The organism is Corynebacterium gottingense (assembly GCF_002285125.1).
Classification (GTDB): Bacteria; Actinomycetota; Actinomycetes; order Mycobacteriales; family Mycobacteriaceae; genus Corynebacterium; species Corynebacterium gottingense.
This window is the reverse complement of record NZ_NSGN01000014.1, coordinates 1-16,113: the sequence shown is the minus strand read 5'-3', so window position 1 is coordinate 16,113 and position 16,113 is coordinate 1. Positions and strand designations below refer to the sequence as shown.

At 67.0% G+C, this 16,113-nt stretch carries 12 protein-coding genes and 1 rRNA gene; 7 read left to right on the top strand and 6 right to left on the bottom strand.

Features of this window, described 5'->3' with window-relative positions:
• Positions 1 to 528 carry a DUF2771 domain-containing protein gene (locus CKJ82_RS11290; RefSeq protein WP_095277155.1) on the top strand — a complete coding sequence of 176 codons (528 nt, stop codon included), beginning with the start codon at positions 1 to 3 and terminating at the stop codon, positions 526 to 528.
• A 21-nt stretch (positions 529 to 549) separates the two neighbouring features.
• Here CKJ82_RS11290 and CKJ82_RS11285 read toward each other — a convergent pair whose 3' ends face one another.
• Positions 550 to 933 carry a cold-shock protein gene (locus CKJ82_RS11285; RefSeq protein ID WP_095535797.1) on the bottom strand — a complete coding sequence of 128 codons (384 nt, stop codon included), beginning with the start codon at positions 931 to 933 and terminating at the stop codon, positions 550 to 552.
• Between the two features lie 284 nt (positions 934 to 1,217).
• On the opposite strand from CKJ82_RS11285, the gene CKJ82_RS11280 reads away from it, so the two are divergent.
• Positions 1,218 to 1,910 (top strand): resuscitation-promoting factor Rpf1 domain-containing protein, encoded by a 693-nt coding sequence (locus tag CKJ82_RS11280; RefSeq protein WP_095538226.1) that lies wholly within the window; start codon positions 1,218 to 1,220, stop codon positions 1,908 to 1,910.
• An 85-nt stretch (positions 1,911 to 1,995) separates the two neighbouring features.
• Here CKJ82_RS11280 and CKJ82_RS11275 read toward each other — a convergent pair whose 3' ends face one another.
• Positions 1,996 to 2,190 (bottom strand): hypothetical protein, encoded by a 195-nt coding sequence (locus CKJ82_RS11275; RefSeq protein ID WP_095277162.1) that lies wholly within the window; start codon positions 2,188 to 2,190, stop codon positions 1,996 to 1,998.
• Between the two features lie 67 nt (positions 2,191 to 2,257).
• On the opposite strand from CKJ82_RS11275, the gene CKJ82_RS11270 reads away from it, so the two are divergent.
• Positions 2,258 to 4,327 (top strand): helicase-associated domain-containing protein, encoded by a 2,070-nt coding sequence (locus CKJ82_RS11270; protein WP_095538225.1) that lies wholly within the window; start codon positions 2,258 to 2,260, stop codon positions 4,325 to 4,327.
• 4 nt (positions 4,328 to 4,331) lie between these two features.
• Here the strand turns inward: CKJ82_RS11270 and CKJ82_RS11265 are convergent, their stop codons facing one another.
• Positions 4,332 to 5,930, bottom strand: a complete 1,599-nt coding sequence (locus CKJ82_RS11265; protein WP_095538224.1) for a purple acid phosphatase family protein — start codon at positions 5,928 to 5,930, stop codon at positions 4,332 to 4,334.
• Between the two features lie 136 nt (positions 5,931 to 6,066).
• Positions 6,067 to 8,895, bottom strand: coding sequence for an FAD-binding and (Fe-S)-binding domain-containing protein (locus CKJ82_RS11260; RefSeq protein WP_095538223.1), 2,829 nt, complete (start codon positions 8,893 to 8,895; stop codon positions 6,067 to 6,069).
• Between the two features lie 193 nt (positions 8,896 to 9,088).
• Between CKJ82_RS11260 and CKJ82_RS11255 the strand changes: the two genes are divergently transcribed.
• Complete coding sequence (locus CKJ82_RS11255; RefSeq protein ID WP_095538222.1) at positions 9,089 to 9,274, top strand: hypothetical protein; 186 nt, start codon at positions 9,089 to 9,091, stop codon at positions 9,272 to 9,274.
• Between the two features lie 12 nt (positions 9,275 to 9,286).
• Here the strand turns inward: CKJ82_RS11255 and CKJ82_RS11250 are convergent, their stop codons facing one another.
• Complete coding sequence (locus tag CKJ82_RS11250; RefSeq protein ID WP_095538221.1) at positions 9,287 to 12,157, bottom strand: FAD-binding and (Fe-S)-binding domain-containing protein; 2,871 nt, start codon at positions 12,155 to 12,157, stop codon at positions 9,287 to 9,289.
• 173 nt (positions 12,158 to 12,330) lie between these two features.
• Between CKJ82_RS11250 and CKJ82_RS11245 the strand changes: the two genes are divergently transcribed.
• From CKJ82_RS11245 to CKJ82_RS11875, 3 genes are all read left to right on the top strand, one after another.
• Positions 12,331 to 13,971 (top strand): DNA repair helicase XPB, encoded by a 1,641-nt coding sequence (locus CKJ82_RS11245; protein ID WP_095538220.1) that lies wholly within the window; start codon positions 12,331 to 12,333, stop codon positions 13,969 to 13,971.
• An 11-nt stretch (positions 13,972 to 13,982) separates the two neighbouring features.
• Entirely contained in the window at positions 13,983 to 14,627 is a 645-nt protein-coding gene (locus CKJ82_RS11240; protein ID WP_095538219.1) for a DUF3239 domain-containing protein, read from the top strand.
• 295 nt (positions 14,628 to 14,922) lie between these two features.
• Complete coding sequence (locus CKJ82_RS11875; RefSeq protein ID WP_165765435.1) at positions 14,923 to 15,096, top strand: hypothetical protein; 174 nt, start codon at positions 14,923 to 14,925, stop codon at positions 15,094 to 15,096.
• A gap of 891 nt (positions 15,097 to 15,987) precedes the next feature.
• On the opposite strand, the gene rrf is transcribed toward CKJ82_RS11875, so the two are convergent.
• A 5S ribosomal RNA gene (gene rrf, locus CKJ82_RS11235) occupies positions 15,988 to 16,105 on the bottom strand.
• Positions 16,106 to 16,113 lie beyond the last annotated feature (8 nt).

Genomic DNA, 16,113 nt, shown 5'->3' with positions numbered 1-16,113 from the left:
ATGGCATCTACGGCAAAACAGTCCGGAGCGGCGTCGGGTGGCGGCGCGCTGAAGCAGATCGCGGTCATCGCCGTGCTCGTGATTGTGCTGGTCGGGGGCATCTACGCGTTCCTGGAGTGGCAGCGCTCCGCGCCGTCGACACCGGTGCGTGACGTCCGCGTGCAGGTCGCCGCGGGGGACAATTCGCAGGAGCTGGCGCCGTACACGGTCTGCCCGCTGGATGAGCAGTGCGACGGCGGCGAGCCGCCCGCGCTTGAGCTGGGCGACGCGACCGAGCTGCGATTCAACGTGCCGGAAGAGATCTCCAGCTCCGGGTGGCGCCTGCTCACCATCTACGACGACCCCGCGGCGAACAACGAGCAAGTGTTTCAGTCGAACGAGTCCAACGAGCAGACCGTGCAGGCGGTGACGGAGTCGGGCGCGCGCCTCGTGGTTGCGGAGGTCTCGGCGCTGGAAATAGATCGTGGCGAGGACGGGGAAGAAATCCCTGTCCTCGCCACGTGGTCGGTTGGTGTGGGTGACGCGTAGGCGTCGATAAGCAATGCCCCGCTACGCGTCGAGCTCGCGGGCCACGGCGCGCAGGATCTCCGCCACCTGGCGGGATTCCTTGCGGTCCGGGTAGCGGCCGTTGGTCAGCGCCGGCTGGACCTCGGTCTCAATCATGGTCATCACGTCAGCGAGCATGCTCCCCAGCTGCTCCGGGGTGTGCTTGTGCACGGGGCGACGCTTCGGCGTCTCCAACACCTTCACTCGCAGCGCCTGCGGGCCCTTGCGCCCGGCCGCGAAATCGAACTCGATGCGCTGGCCGGGGACGAGCTCCTCGACGCCGTCGGGAAGCACGGACTTGCCAATAAAGACGTCCTCTTCACCCGGGTTGGATGCGAAGCCGAAGCCCTTGTCGGCGTCGAACCACTTCACCTTTCCGATAGGCATAATGCATCTTCCTTTACTCGTATCGTGCCCGTAAGGGCGTTCCCTTCACCTTAACGAAAGAGGTGATCGTACCCATCCACCTCCTCCCGCTTCCAAACCGCACCACTGTGGCGTAACTCACTGAATATTTCTGCAGCGCCGTGACCAGCGCTTTCGGGTCCGCTTTCGTCGACGCTACGCCTCACCGACACCCGTTTCGTGCCCATTGCGTGACTCAATCGTTATAAACCGCTAGGCTGACCCGCAACGCTAGACAGGCAGAACCGAGAGAGGATTTTTCACCTATGGGTCGCCACTCCAAGCAGACCACTTCCCCGGCCAAGAAGGCCCTCGCAGGCACCGCAGCGGCAGCAGCCCTCGCAGGTGTCGGCGCGCTTGCTCCGCAGGCATCCGCCGCTCCCGACTCCGACTGGGACCGTCTCGCAGGCTGCGAGGCCGGCGGCAACTGGCACATCAACACCGGCAACGGCTACTACGGTGGCCTGCAGTTCAACTACGGCACCTGGCAGGCGTACGGCGGCGGCGAGTTCGCCCCGACCGCGGACCAGGCCACCCGCGAGCAGCAGATCATCGTCGCCGAGCGCACCCTGGCGCAGCAGGGCTGGGGCGCATGGCCCGCTTGCTCCGCCAGCCTCGGCCTGAACTCCGCGCCGACCAACCGCGACGCGCAGGCAGCCCAGGCAGCCCAGCCAGCTCCGGCCCCCGAGCCGGCTCCGGCGCCCGCACCGGCCGCCCCGGCTGAGCAGGCTCCGGTCCAGGAGGACACCACCCTGGCCGTCGACGAGCTGTACTCCCAGGTTGTCACCACGCTGAACAACGCCGGCCTCGGCGTCCCGACGCAGGTCCACAGCACCTACGCTGCAAACCGCCACGACTACAACGCGTTCTACAAGGCGAACCAGCCGCTGATCGACGCCGTTCTCAACGGCAACATCAATGGCATCATCGCCCAGGTGCAGGCACAGGCACTGCGCTAAACAGCGGCTGTGCAGCGCACAGCAAAGCGCCTCCGCGGATCCCTGTTGGGGAACCGGGGAGGCGCTTTTTCGTGCCGCGGGCGCGCTAGCGGTTGATGCGCGTGGTCGGGTGCACGTAACCGGTTTCCTCAGCCGGCATCGGCAGCACGAGCTCGTTGCCGAAGGGGCTGGAAGCGCCGGCGATCTTCGAGGAAATCTCCGTCACGGGGTGACCATTACCTGGGGTGTGCTCAGGCCACGCCGGGTTTGCGCGACCGATCTTCTCTACATCTTTAGCCATGCCCCTTATTCTGTCACGTCCGTGGTCAAAACGCACGCAAAGTCACCCACTAAGCTTGTACCCTGACATGACTGACTTCGCCGACGCGCTCAACCAGCTCACCCCCGACGCCCTACGCCGCCTCATCGCCCTGCGCCCGGACGTGTTCTTCCCGCCTCCGCCCTCGCTGGCGTCGCTGGCCACGCGCCTCACGCAGCCCGCCTCCACTGCCCGTGCGCTGCGCGCGCTCAACGCCGCAGACCTCGCCACGTTGCAATCGCTTGTCGACGCCGGTGCCGAGCTCTCCCCCATCGACCCCGTCCCCTTCGGCGACACGACCCGGCTGCGCGACGCAGCGCTCGTCTACGACGGCGGCGCTGCTGGCTCCGGCGAGCTGGTGCGCGTAGCCCCCGGCGCCGTCGCTCCCCTGCCCCAGGCCTGGCGCGTCGCCGACCGCCCTCCGGCCGACCTGGACGCAAAACTCGCGGCCCTCGATGCGCGCCAGCGCAAAGTGATCGAGTCGCTGGCCGCAGGCGGCGGCATCGGCTTGTCCAAGGCCGCCGCGCCGGACGCCGACCCCACCACTCCCGCCGCCCGCCTCGTCGCGGACGGACTCCTGGTCCGCATGGACGCGCACTCCGTCCGTCTCCCCGAGCCTGTCCTCCTCGCCTTCCGCGGGCGCACCCCGCGCGTCCACCCGCTTACCGCCCCGCCGGAGCCGGAGGCAGACCAGACGACCGTGGACCGCGACGCCACCGCCGCGGGCCTGGAAGCCGTGCGGCAGGCGCGTCAGCTGCTCACCCGCCTGCTGCGCACACCCGCGCCACTGAACAAGGACGGCTCCGTGGGCGTGCGCACCCTCGCCGCGCTGACCAAGGAGCTCGGTTTCGACCCCAGCCTCACCATCACCGTCGGCGAGGCCGCCGGCCTCATCGGGCGCGGCCCGGTCGAAGACTCCCGCACCGGCGCGGACGACACGAACGCGCTCGCGGCCACCAAGGACGCGTTGAGCTGGCTCGACGCGCCGATCTCGGACCAGTGGGCGATCCTCCTCGCCGGCTGGCTCGCCTCCCCGTGGCGCCTTGACCAGGGCCGCCTGCTCAGCACCGAGTCACGCCAGCCGGACCTGCGGCGCACCCGCGAGGTCATCGCTCGCCACGGCGGCGACATGGAGCAGCTCCTCTTCCACGCCCCGCTCGAGACCGCGGGGCTGCGCCCGGAATTCGTCGCTCAGCTCGCCGAAGAGGCGCGCACGTTCGGCGCCCTCGCCCCCACCCCGTCCACGCCGCTGCGGGTTCTGCTCGCGCGCGGCGACGTCGCCGCGGCCACCCGCGAGCTGGTCCCCGCGGAAATCGACGCCGTCATCGCCCAGGCGGACCTCACCATCCTCGCGCCTGGCCCCCTCCCGCCGGCGATGGCGTCCATGCTCGAATCCTTCGCCCAGCTCGAGTCACCCGGCCTGGCCAGCGTTTGGCGCGTCAGCGACGCCTCCGTGCGCCGCGCCCTCGACGCCGGACGTACCGCCGAGGAGCTCAAGGCATGGCTCGAGGCCCACGCCCTCGGAGAGGTTCCGCAGGGGTTGGGCTTTTTGCTTGACGACGTCGCGCGCACCCACGGTGCCGTCCGCGCAGGCTCCGCGCTGAGCTACCTGCGCAGCGAGGACCCGGCTGCGCTCGCGGCCGCCGCGCAGCACGCGCCGCTGCGTATCCTCGCCCCCACCGTCGCCGTCTCCCAGCTCCCGCTGCCGCAGCTGATCGCCCGGCTTCGCGACGCCGGCCTGCAACCGGCCGCCGAAGACGCCGACGGCGCCACCATCGACCTCGCCCCGGAACCGGCGCTGGTGCGCGCGACACCTGCAACGTTGGCGCGCGACTACCAGATCGACGAGGGCCGCGTGGAGCAGCTCGTCGGGGCGCTGACTGCGGGGGCGAAGGTGGCGTCGACAAGCGACAAGGAGGCTCCCGCAGAGGTGCTGCGCGCGGCGGCGCGCGGCCGGCGCCACGTGCGCGTGACCTACTTCTCCGGTGCCGGCGAGCAGCGCCAACTCGCGGCGCTGCCGCTCTCGGTGCGGGAGGGGCGGGCCGACCTGCTCGACGAGGCGACCGACAAGGTCGTCCGCCTCCCCATCGCGCGCGTGGCCGGAGTAGAGCTGGCCTAACTCCTTACGGGAGCAGCGTGTCCAGGTTCACGCCCGGGATCAGGCCCTGCTGCGCGGCCCAGGCACCGCCACCCAGGATTGCGAGCAGGCCGGCCAGCACGCCCAGCGCGATGGCCAGGGTGTTGTCGGAGGAGCCGCCCTCCTGCGGGTCCTGATCGCCCTTGCCCTGATCAGCCTGGCCTGCATCGTCGGCAGCGCGGGTCAGGGTGAACTCGTCGACGCGGTCGCCGGTGTTGTACGCAAACGTGGAAACCTTCAGACCCTCCGGGGTGACCTCAACGTTGGTGTAGTTGGGCACCTCCTGCTGGTTCCACAGCGCGGTGTAATCGCGGATGGTCTTTTCCTTGACCGTCTGGTCGAAGTTTTCCTTGGTGTCCTCGTCGCGCTCGCCCGTCTTGAAGTCGAAGAACTGGTAGTACTTCGAGCCGGAGCCGGAGTTGGTGGTGATGTACTGGACCTCGCCCGGCTTCTTCGCCAGGGTCTCGCCGATCTTCGCCTCGCGGCCAGAGTCAACCGGGGTGTAGCCGTTCATGAGGTGGGAGCGGGCGTAGATGTGGTCGTGGCCGCCGAGCACCAGGTCAACGTCCAGCTCGGAGAGCACCGGCGTCATGCGCTCGCGCCAGTACATGATGCCGCGGTCCTCCTGGTGGTACGCCTGGGAGAAGGTGGAGTGGTGGTAGGTCACGATGACCCAGTCCTTGCCCGCGCCCTGCTCCTTGACGGTGCGGCGCAGGAAGTCAACGTCGTCGTCCAGGTCCTCCCAGTCGTTGGAGTCCAGGGAGATGATCAGCGCGTTGTTGTGGGTGAACCAGTAGTTCTCGTCCTCCTGGTTGGGCAGGTTGTACATCGCCTCGTAGCTCGGCGCGTAGTAGTTGTCGTGGTTGCCCATGTTCACCGCGGTGCGGTAGGAGCGCAGCTCGTCCGGGGAGATGAAGGCCTCGTGCTCGTGCAGCGCGGAGTGGTTCGCCTGGTCGCCCGCGGAGAGGATGAAGGAGGTGTCCGGGAACTGCTTCGTAGCCTTGGTGACGTTGTCGTCCCAGCCCTTGGTCTGCGCCTTGAGGTCCTTGGTGGAGTACAGCTGCACGTCGCCGAAGAGGAGGAAGTTCCACTTCTCGCCGTCGGCCTTGTCCGTCTTGAAGGTGTAGGTGTCGGACCAACCGTCCTGCTCGCTGCCCACGCGGTAGGAGTAGGAGGTGCCCGGCTTCAGGCCGGAGATGGTCGCCTTGTGCTCGGCGATGGTGTTGAAGACCGGCTCAACCTCGGGGTTCTTCAGCTTGCCTTCGGTGAGGGAGACGACGGAGTCCTTGGAGGTAGCGTCCACGACCTCGCCCTTAGCCACGTCGGCGCCCTCCGGCGCGAACTGCACAGACTGGCCGGTGATGCCCTTCTGGGTCACCCAGTTGAGCATGGCCTCGTTCTCGTTGCCGCCCACCTGCAGGATCACGCCCTCCGGAGTCTTCTCCGGCAGCGTGAACGGGCTGTGGAAATTGTCGGCGATGTACTCGTTGGTCACCTCGCGCTGCTCAGCGGAAGCGGCGGGGACGAGGATGCCAGAGACAGTAACAGCTGCGGCGGTGGCGAGTGCGAGCGAACGGGAACGCATCACGGTGAAGCTCCTTCAATGCGGGGTTTCAGATGACTGACAGTCAGCCATTGAGGTTGACGCACTCTAAATTAAGGCAGCTCCCAGACCACGGCCACCGGTATGATGTGGCCCCGGTCACAGTGGCGTCGATAAGCTAACGGCTCACGCGCTCCAGCAGCTCGAGGACGTGGTGGTAATCCTCGCCCGTCGCGCTGGTCAGGCCAAGCTCGCAGGTGCGGTTCGACGACGCGTGGTGCCGCGCGCCGAGCTGCTCCACCTCGCGGGCCTCGCGCTTGGTGGCCGACTCGGTCAGCTCCGGGTGCAGCATGCCGCGGTCGCCCGCGTAGCCGCAGCAGTTCCAGTCCGCGGGCACATGCACGTGCTCCGCCGCGTGCTCCGCAACTGCCACCAGCTGCTCGTTGATGCCCAGGTGCGTCGAGGAACAGGTGGGGTGCAGCGTCACCGAATCCAGCTTGCTGGGCACATCGAGCTTGTCGACGACATGCTGCCCCACGAACTCGATCGCGTCGATGACAGTGATGCCGACCTTCTCCGCCATGCCCTGGAAGCCCTGCGTACACGACGACGCGTCCACGACCACGGGGAGCCGGCCGCCGTCGGTCGCTGCCATGAGCGCTTCCTGGGCGCGTTGCTCCATCACGTCGTGTCCCTTGGCCATGCCCTTGGAGGACCACGGGGTGCCGCAGCACAGCGCGTCGATCTCCTCCGGGACGATGAGCGCCAGCCCGGCGCGCTCCACCAGGCGGGCGAACGCCTCCGAGGCGCCCACGCCGTCGCCCTGCGGGCTGAACATGGAGTTCACGCAGGCCGGGACGAAGACGCCAACCGGCTCCGCAAACTTGCTGCCAATGCGCTCGCCGAACGCCTTCGAGCGGGTCCGGCCGCCCTTGGACAGCTCGGGACGGTACTCGGGCACGGTGTCCTCGCCGACCAGCGCGCGGGCGACGTCCGTCACCTTCTGCACCAGGCCGGTCGGCATGTAGTGCGCGCCGGTCAGCGCGACGGAGGCCACCTTGTTCGCCGGCGCCCACGCCTTCGCGGCCGCGGCCCAGCCCTCGTTCTCCAGCGTCGTGGCCTGCTCGCGGCGCAGGGACTTGATGAACTTGCCGGTATCAATGCCCACCGGGCAGGCGGTGACGCACATCGAATCCACCGCGCACGTGTCAATGCCCTGGTACTGGTAGGCCTTGTCCAGCTCGCGGACGGTGTCCATGTCGCCGTCGAGGAGCGCCTGCGCGCGGGCCCGGCGCACGACGATGCGCTGGCGCGGAGTCATGGTCAGGTCGCGCGACGGGCACACCGGCTCGCAGTAGCCACACTCGACGCAGCTGTCGATGGCGTCTTCGACCGTGGCGGACAGCTTCATGTTGTGGAGGTGCTCCTCCGGGTCATCGGTGATGATGACGCCCGGGTTCATCGTGCCCTGCGGGTCGACCGCGCGCTTGAGCTGCACCATGACGTCGTAGACCTCGTCGCCGTACTGGCGGCGCACGAAAGGCGCCATCACGCGCCCGGTGCCGTGCTCGGCCTTCAGGTTGCCGTCCGCGCCGAGGATCAGGTCCACGAGTGCGTCGTTAAAGCCGTTGTAGCGGGTGAGGTTCTCCTCGCCCTCGAAACGGTCCGTGATGAGGAAGTGGATGTTGCCGTCCTTGGCGTGGCCGAAAATGACGGCGTCGTCATAGCCGTACTGGTCAAACATCACCTGCAGGCCGGAGCACGTGTCGGCCAGGTCTCCAACCGGGACGACGACGTCCTCCAGCAGCGCGGTCGTGCCGGACGGGCGCGCCTCGGCCACCTGGGCGTAGAGGCCTTTTCGGAACGCCCACGCCTTCGCCGCCGCCGACGCGTCGGTGGAAAACACGGCGGGGTTCTGCAGGTCCAGGTTGCGCAGGATCTCGGCGCCCTCCTTTTCGCGGGCGCGCAGCTCCTCCTCGTCGTCGGCGTGGTACTCGATGAGCAGCGCGGCCTGGCCGTCCACGTCAAAGCCGGTGATCTCCTGCGGGACGGACGCGAAGCTGCGGCCCACCTCGATGGAGTGCGAGTCCATGAGCTCGAGCGTGGCAGCCTTGGAGGCGAACAGGTCCGGCAGGCTGCGCGTCGCGGCGTCAATGCTCTTAAACACCGCCACCGACGTCGTCTTCACCTTCGGCACCGGCACCGTGCGCAGCACCGCCTCCGCGATAAACGCCAGCGTGCCCTCAGAGCCGATGAGCAGGTGCTCGAACACCTTCACCGGTTCCTCGAAGTCCAGGAACGCGTTGACGCTGTAGCCCATCGTGTTCTTCAGCGCGAAGTGGCGCTCGATCTTTGCCACGGATTCGGGGTTCTCGCGCACACGCTTCTGCAGGCGGACAATCGTGTCGAAGAGCTCCGGCTCCTGCGCGCGGAACTGGTTGTTCGCGTCCGCATCCGCCGTATTGATCACGTTGCCGGAGGGCAGCACGAACGTCATGGACTCCAGCGTGCGGTAGGTGTTGAACTCGGTGCCGCAGGCCATGCCCGCGGAATTGTTCGCGATCACGCCGCCCAGGGTGGCCGCGCTTTCCGACGCCGGGTCCGGCCCCAACTTCCGGCCGTACAGGTTCAGCCGAGCGTTCACGGAGCGCACCGTCGCGCCGGGCTGCACGCGGACCCGGTTGCCGCGGTCAAGGACCTCGACGTCACGGAAGTGCTTGCGGACGTCGACAAGCAGGCCCTTGCCCCCGCCCTGGCCCGACAGCGAAGTACCGCCAGAGCGCAGCACCACCGGAGTGCCCGAGGCGCGCCCGGCGCGGAAGACGGCGGCGACGTCGAAGGCATCGCGCGCCTCCACGACGGCGTCCGGGGTGTACAGGAAGTGCGAGGCGTCGTGTGCGTACTTGATGCGGTCCACCAAGCCGGTGTGGACGGTGTCTTCGGTGCCGAGTTCACGGTGCAGGGTGTCGGTGAGGTGCGTGTCGGTTGCGGGAATCGTGGCAGTCATACGCGGAATGTTACGCCGTGTGGTGGGCAAATAGTTGGAGCTAGTACATACCGAACGTCACTTTAGTGCGGCAACTGTATTGTGCATCACTACCCCACTGAGGAACAGAGCTGCGCCCAATGTCTGACGCACACCACAACCCTGCCAATGAGGAACAAGCGCTCGCGACGCTCTCGAGGCCCCGGCGCTCGACGTGCTCGCAACACAAGATCGCGGCCCCTTTGAGCAGGCCATCTTCTTTATCACGTATGCGTTTGATAAACCGGGGGTCATCACCAAGTGGTTCTGGGATGCTGATGCCCAGCAGCTGGCCATCAACGCGGAGACGTGGCCGGCGGTGGCAAACGCAGTCAACCCGTTCCGCCCGCGCCGCCGCTAAGCTGCACGCACGCTAGCGCGTCGCGCGCTCCAGCAGTTCCAGCACGTGCGCGTAGGGCTCGCCCGTGGCCTGCGTCATACCCAGCTCGCACGTGCGGTTCGACGACGCGTGGTACCGCGAGCCCAGCTCCGCCACCGTCTTCGCTTCGGCGCGAGTCGCCGACTCGGTCAGCTCCGGGTGCAGCATTCCGCGGTCACCGGCGTACCCGCAGCACGCCCAGTTCACGGGGATCTGCACCTGGTCAGCCGCCGCCTCGGCCACGGCGCGCAGATCCCCCACGGTGCCCATGTGCGCCGACGAACACGTTGGGTGCAGCGTCACCGACGGCAGCTTCTCGCTCACCTCGAGCTCGCCTAACGCCTCGCGCGCGATGTAGGTGACAGCGTCTAGGACCTCGATCCCCGCCGTTTCGGCCAGGTCGGCCACGCCGTGCGCACACGACGAGGCGTCCACCACCACGGGCAGCCGCCCGCCGTCGGTGGCGCGCAGCAGGGATGCGCGCACGCGCTCCCCCATCACCGCGTGGCCTGCGGCCATGCCTTTCGACGCCCACGGGGTCCCACAACACAACGCATCCACATCATCGGGAACGAGCAGCGCCAGTCCCGCGCGCTCGGCAAGCCGCACGAACGCTTCCGTGGCACCGATGCCGTCACTTGCCTGCCGCTCCGGCCCAAACATGGCGTTCACACACGCAGGCATGAAGACCGCCGACGGGCGCGCGTACACGTCGCCCACCACGGACCCCAGCGCCGAGCGGCGCCGCCCGCCCTTGCCCAGGTGCTTCTGGTACTCGGGCACAAGCTCGGCGCTCGCCAGCCCGCGGGCCACATCGGTGACCTTCTGCACCAGCCCGGCCGGGAGGTAGTACGCGCCGGTCAGCGCCCTCGATGCGTTCGCGGTGACGGCGTCCCACTGTTTCGCGGCCGCCTTCCAGCCGGCCTGCGCCGCCCTGCCGTTGCGCTGCTCGCGCAGCGACTTCGCAAACTTTCCGGTGTCAATGCCCACCGGGCACGCGCTCACGCACATGGAGTCCGCAGCACATGTCTGCTCCCCCTCGTACACGTACGCTTCGTCCAGTTCGCGGGCGGCGTCCACGTTGCCGTCGGCAAGCGCCTTGGCCCTGGCGCGCCGCACCACGATGCGCTGGCGCGGCGTCATGGTGAGGTCGCGCGACGGGCACACTGGCTCGCAGAACCCGCACTCGACGCACCGGTCGACGGCCTCCTCCACGGTGGGGTTGAGCTTCATATTGTGCAGGTGCTCTTCCGGGTCCTCGGAGATGATCACGCCCGGGTTCATCGTGCCGCGCGGGTCGACGGCGCGCTTGAGCGCCACCATCACCTCGTAGAGCTCGTCACCGAACTGCTGGCGCACAAACGGCGCCATCACGCGGCCGGTGCCGTGCTCCGCTTTGAGGTTGCCGTGGCGGCCGATGATCAGGCTGGCCAGGTCATCGTTGAAGCCGTTGTAGCGGGCCAGGTTCTCCTCTCCCTCGAAGCGGTCCGTAATGAGGAAGTGGATGTTGCCGTCCTTGGCGTGGCCGAAGATGACGGCGTTGTCGTACGCGTAGGTGTCGAACATCTGCTGCAGCTCAAGGCAGGTATCCGCAAGATCCGCGACGGGCACGACCACGTCCTCAAACAGGGCGGTCGTGCCTGAGGGGCGCGCGCCGGAGACCTGCGAGAGCAGCCCCTTCCTGAACGCCCACGCCGTGGAGTAGAACGCCGGGTCGGTGGAAAACTCCGCGGGAGTCTGCAGCCGCTGGCTGGCCAGGATCTCCGCGCCGCGCGCCTGGCGAGCGCGCAGCTCCTCGTCCTCCTGCGCGTGGTACTCAATGAGCAGTGCGGCGTGGTCGTGGACCTCGAAGCCCTGGATCTGCGGCGGAACCTTGGCAAAGGTGCGCCCCGCCTCGATGGAGCAGGAATCCATGAGCTCCAGCGTTGCCGCCTCGGAGTCGAACAGGTCCGGCAGTGTGCGGGTGGCGGCCTCGATGGAATCGAAGACGGCGATGGTGGTGGTTTTTAGCTTCGGGTCCGGGATGGTGCGGAAGATCGCCTCCGCCACGAACGCGAGCGTGCCCTCGGAGCCGATGATGAGGCGTTCGAAGACGTCGAGCGGGTCGTCAAAATCGAGGAAGGCGTTGACGCCGTAGCCCATCGTGTTCTTCAGCGCGAAGTGACGCTGAATCTTCGCCACGGATTCCGGGTTCTCGCGCACGCGCCGCTGCAGGCGCACGATGGTGTCAAAGATGTCCGGTTCCTGCTCGCGGAACTGCCGGGACGCGTCCGCATCGGCGGTGTTGATCATGGTGCCCGACGGCAGGACGAACGTCATCGACTCCAGCGTGCGGTACGTATTGAACGTGGTGCCGCAGGCCATACCGGAAGAATTGTTCGCAATCACGCCGCCCATCGTCGCGGCGAACTCGCTGGCAGGGTCGGGGCCGATTTTGGTGCCGTAGAAGGCCAGGCGATTATTTACCGAACGCACCGTCGCACCGGGCTGCACGCGGACCCGGGCGCCGTTGTCTAAGACTTCGATGTCGCGGAAGTGCTTGCGGACGTCGACAAGCATGCCCTCGCCCCCGCCCTGGCCAGAGAGCGACGAGCCTCCCGAGCGCAGGATGACGGGCACCCCGGTGCGACGGCTGGCGCGAAAGACGGCGGCGACGTCCGCCGCGCTGCGCGCCTGGATCACCGCCTGCGGGGTGTAGAGGTAGTGCGACGCGTCGTTGGCGTACTTGACGCGGTCGATGAGCCGCGTGCTCACCGTCTCCGCGGTACCGATTTCCGACTCGAGGGCGGCGGTGAGCGCGGCTGAAGATACCGCGCTCGTTTGGTGATTCGAAACAGGTTCTTTGCCGGAAGTGATGACCGTCATACCGCTCGAGCCTAGTGCGTCCAAGGCGGGCGGTGGCGGTTTTTCGATGAACGGAACGACAAACCCCCGCCACCCCCGCGCCTCCGGGACTCCGACGCGGACGACGGAATGCTCCCCGTAGCCAGCCGGTTACACTACTCAGCAGCTCAAATCCCGGCCCAGAAAGGATCCCCATGCCGCTCGGAGACGGCCCGCTTATCGTCCAATCGGACAACACGGTCCTGCTCGAGGTTTCACACCCGGACGCGCCGAAGGCCCGCGCCACGCTCGCCCCGTTCGCGGAGCTCGAGCGCGCGCCCGAGCACATTCACACCTACCGGATCACCCCGCTCGCGCTGTGGAACGCGCGCGCCGCCGGCTTCGACGCCGAGCAGGCCGTGGACACGCTCGAGCGGTACTCGCGCTTCCCCGTCCCGCAGCCGTTGCTCATCAGCGTCGCGGAGACGATGGCGCGCTACGGCCGCCTCAAGCTCTTCCAACACCCGGCCCACGGCCTCGTCCTCGAGGCAGATGAGCCCGCGCTGCTCACCGAGGTCACCCGCAGTAAAAAGGTTCGCCCGCTCATCGGCTCGCTTATCGACGCCACGTCCGTCCCCGTCCACCCGTCCGCCCGCGGCCAGATCAAGCAGGAACTGACCAAGCTCGGGTGGCCCGTCGAGGACCTCGCCGGCTACGTCGACGGCGAATCGCATCCGATCCAGCTCGACCAGGACGGTTGGGCACTTCGCGACTACCAGCAGTACGCCACCGAATCCTTCTGGGAGGGCGGCTCAGGCGTGGTCGTCCTGCCCTGCGGCGCTGGCAAGACGATCGTGGGCGCGGCTTCCATGGCGCAGGCGCAGACCACCACGCTGATCCTGGTGACCAACACCGTGGCCGGCCGCCAATGGCGCGACGAACTCCTGCGACGCACCTCGCTGACCCCAAACGAGATCGGCGAGTACTCCGGCGAGAAGAAGGAGATCCGCCCCATCACCATCGCCACGTATCAGGTCGTGACCCGCAAGACCAAGGGCGAATACCGCGCCCTCGAGCTCTTCGACTCCCGCGACTGGGGCCTCATCATTTACGACGAAGTCCACCTCCTCCCCGCCCCCGTCTTCCGCATGGCCGCCGACCTGCAGTCGCGCCGCCGCCTCGGGCTGACCGCCACGCTCGTACGCGAGGACGGCCGCGAAGACGACGTCTTCTCCCTCATCGGCCCGAAGCGCTACGACGCGCCGTGGAAGGAACTCGAGATGGCCGGCTACATCGCCACCGCTGAGTGCGTCGAGGTCCGCACCGCCCTCACGCGGGAGGAGCGCCTGACCTACGCCACGGCGGAGACCCGGGAGCGGTACCGGCTCGCGGCGTGTTCGAAGGGGAAGCTGGGGGCCGTCGATAAGCTGCTTGCCCAGCACGAGGGCCAGCAAACGCTCATCATCGGGGCGTACGTGGACCAGCTTGAGGAGTTCGCCGCGCGCATCGACGCGCCACTCGTGGACGGCAAAACGAGCACGAAGAAGCGTGAGCAGGCGTTCCAGGCCTTCCGCGACGGCGAAGTATCCACGCTCGTGGTGTCCAAGGTGGCGAACTTCTCCATCGACCTGCCCGAGGCGGCCGTTGCAATCCAGGTCTCCGGCACGTTCGGCTCGCGCCAGGAGGAGGCACAGCGGCTCGGCAGGCTGCTCCGCCCCAAGCACGACGGCGCCGAGGCCGTCTTTTACACCGTGGTCGCGCGCGACACGCTCGACGCCGAGTACGCAGTGCACCGCCAGCGCTTCCTCGCCGAGCAGGGCTATGCCTACAGATTGGTCGACTCCGCCGACCTATAGACTGGTCGCCCATGAGCACGTTTCACTTCGACGTTGACGAGGAATATGCCAAGCAGCACAACGAACTGCTCCGCGACACCAAGAGCATGGTGCTCTCCGGCATCGCGCTTTTCGTCCTCAGTATCGCCGGCGGCATTGCCGCGTGGATCTTCATCGACCCGACGTCGCCGTGGCGCCTCCTCGGCTCCGTCGGCCTGATCCTGTTTGGCGTCATGATGCTCATCGTCGCACTCATGTTGCCGAAGTCAGTGGGCAAGACGCAGACGCTTTACGACGCCCACCCGCTCGCCCCCGCCATCATCACCGAAAATGTCGGGACGACCCTCACCTTGACCGCGCTGGTGAACATGAACGCCTCCGACCGCGGCCCCGCCCGCTGGGCACTCACGTCCCGCGTGGTCAAGCGCATCCCCAACACCCACGACGCGGTGGGCACGAAGGTCCCCGTCGTCGCCGTTGGCGGCCAGCGCTCCACCCGCGACAAGAACACCTGGCAGGTCATCACCCCGATGCCCATCGCCTGGGCCACCCCAGACACCAAGGAAATCTCGCGCGCACGCGCCGAGATCCCGCAGGACCAGTGGCAGCGCCTGGAGAAGGCGCGCAAGGACTCCGAGCTGGTCACTGCCGCGAAGAACACCCTCGTGGAACTCTAGGGAGCGCTTCGCCGCCCCGAACGCACAACGCCTGCCTTCCTTGAGTGAAGGTGGGCGTTTGGAGTTCAGTCCTCTTGAGTAGGACAAAGTTATCAGCGGATCAGGGGTTGCCCGAGGGACAGCCAATCCTGATGTCGGGTGGGCTTTCTGCACCGTCATAGGAGCCACTATCACCGGGGCAACAGTAGCCCCGAGCCACCACAAGAAACGCAGTAATCGCATAAAGTTCCATTACACGTGGTGCAGATAGGCTCGCGGCAGCGTGTGTACTTAACGATCAAATACAGGAGGACTCATGAACGGGCACAAAATATCTCCCAATGCGGTTGTCGTTGCACTATTCGGGCTGGCAATTTCGAGTTATGTCGCCATTACAAACAAGTCGATCCTCGGATTCATCATCCTCATGCTGCTCACCATAGTTGCAGCTGTACTGGTTAATCGCGTCAAAAACAGTCATCAAGAATAACCAGGAAGTAAAGTCGTCTGCCCGACGCTGCCCCGACTTCTACTCTGCGGTGGCGGGGTGTTCGCCGGCTCGGGGTGGCCTTCGTCTGGCTCGGTGTTTCGGTGGGGTGTGGTGTCGGGTGTTTGACGAGAAGACCATGTGTTTGATGGCAGCTGTGTGTGTTTGACGAGAAGGGGGTGACGAATTCACGGACCTCGTCTCGCATCTTCGTCAAGGTGATCTCGTCAAATAGCCGCCCTACTGACTGCACGCGGGGCTGGGCGGTGCGCCAGCACGCGTGAACCCCGGTAGCAACAGCAACGCCAGGCGATCATGCAGAGAGGATAACCGTGTAGCCTTTGCCCGGGTATTCAACCGGGTTGCACTCTGCGACGACAGCGTAGGCACCACGGCGGTCCACGCTCCCCATTTACTCTGCGGTGGCAGAGTAAAGCCCCCCGGCACGGCCACAGCTTGCTCTGCGATGGTTGTGAGACTTCGGCGCGGGCTGCGTTATATGGAGCTAGCTCCATGTGGACGGTGGCGCCGGTAAAAGCCGTGGTCGCATCCGTCTGGCAGCCGCAAATGGAGCTAGCGCCATGCGCGCTCGGCTCACCGGGAAAAGCCCAGGTCGCATGTGTCCGGTCGGTGTAGATGGAGCTAGCGCCATGTGCGCACGCCTCGTGGGTCGGCCGAGACGTCGCCATTGATGCCCGTCACAGACGGCAGCTGACAACGGCTACTCCCCGGTGGCAGGTTACGCGTCTCTGCGGGCCAGGCTCCCCCCCCCACCCTGCTACGCACACACGAAGAAGCGCCCCGGCCACAAAGGGCGGTGCGGATCAAGACATGATCCCACCACCCCCGGGGCCGGGGCGCACAAACAATTATTCAATTATCTCTCATGTTTAGGGTCGGCGGTAACCTACTCTCCCACACCCTCCCGAGTGCAGTACCATCAGCGCGGGCGGGCTTAGCTTCCGGGTTCGGAATGGGACCGGGCGTTTCCCCGCCGCCATCAACCACCGACACACCCAA